Origin of the sequence: Pseudomonas sp. PB103, assembly GCF_009764635.1 — a bacterium.
Taxonomy (GTDB): Bacteria; Pseudomonadota; Gammaproteobacteria; order Pseudomonadales; family Pseudomonadaceae; genus Aquipseudomonas.
The window spans coordinates 1-1156 of the sequence record NZ_RWIL01000030.1 but is presented as its reverse complement, the minus strand read 5'-3'; the positions used below and the strand labels follow the sequence as shown (position 1 = coordinate 1156).

The window sequence follows — 1156 nt, the reverse complement described above, 5'->3', positions numbered from 1 at the left end:
TTGATCTTGTATTTAAGATCAAAATCAAAAGATCGCAGCCTTCGGCAGCTCCTACAGGGGGGCAGGTGTTACTGGCCGGTGTAGATCTGATCGAAGACACCGCCGTCATTGAAGTGAGTCTTTTGCACGGTGCGCCAGTCGCCGAAGGTCTTCTCTACGGACAGAAAATCAACTTTCGGGAAACGATCGGTGTACTTCGCCAACACTGCCGGATCACGCGGGCGCAAATAGTTCGCCGCAGCAATCTCCTGACCTTCCGGCGACCACAGGTACTTCAGATATTCATCCGCCGCCGCGCGCGAACCTTTCTTGTCGACGACTTTATCGACCACCGACACCGGTGGCTCAGCCTCAGCCGAAACGCTCGGGTAGATCACTTCAAACTGATCACGACCGAACTCGCGGGCAATCATTTCCGCTTCGTTTTCGAAGGTCACCAGCACGTCGCCGATCTGGTTGGTCATGAACGTGGTGGTCGCGGCGCGGCCACCGGTGTCGAGCACCGGCGCTTGCTTGAACAGTTTGCCGACGAAATCCTTGGCCTTGTTCTCGTCACCGCCATTTTTCAGTACATAACCCCAGGCCGACAGGTAGGTGTAGCGGCCGTTACCCGAGGTTTTCGGGTTCGGTACGATCACTTGCACGCCATCCTTGAGCAGATCCGGCCAGTCTTTCAGAGCTTTCGGGTTGCCTTTGCGGACAATGAACACGGTGGCGGAGGTGAATGGCGCGCTGTTGTTCGGCAGACGCGTGACCCAGTTCTCAGGCACCAGTTTGCCGTTGTCGGCGAGGGCGTTGATGTCGGTGGCCATGTTCATGGTGATGACGTCAGCTGGCAGGCCATCGATCACCGAACGCGCTTGCTTGCTCGAACCGCCGAAAGACATCTGCACGGTGATGTTTTCGTTGTGCTCGGCTTGCCAGTGTTTCTGGAACGCAGTGTTGTAGTCCTTGTAGAAATCGCGCATCACGTCGTAGGAAACGTTGAGCAACGTCGGGGCTGCCTGAGCGATGTTGGCCAAGGCCAGGCCGGCGGCGAGAAGTGAGGCGCCAAAGAGTTTTTTCACTGCGCATTCCTTGTTATCTATTTATGTAGGAGCTGCCGAAGGCTGCGATCTTTTGATCTTGATCTCATAAAACCAAGATCAAAAGATCG

At 55.4% G+C, this 1156-nt stretch carries 1 protein-coding gene; it reads right to left on the bottom strand.

Going from position 1 to position 1156, the window contains the following annotated elements:
- Positions 1-68: 68 nt before the first annotated feature.
- Positions 69-1067, bottom strand: a complete 999-nt coding sequence (locus EJA70_RS05705) for a sulfate ABC transporter substrate-binding protein (protein WP_064117377.1) — start codon at positions 1065-1067, stop codon at positions 69-71.
- Positions 1068-1156: the final 89 nt, after the last annotated feature.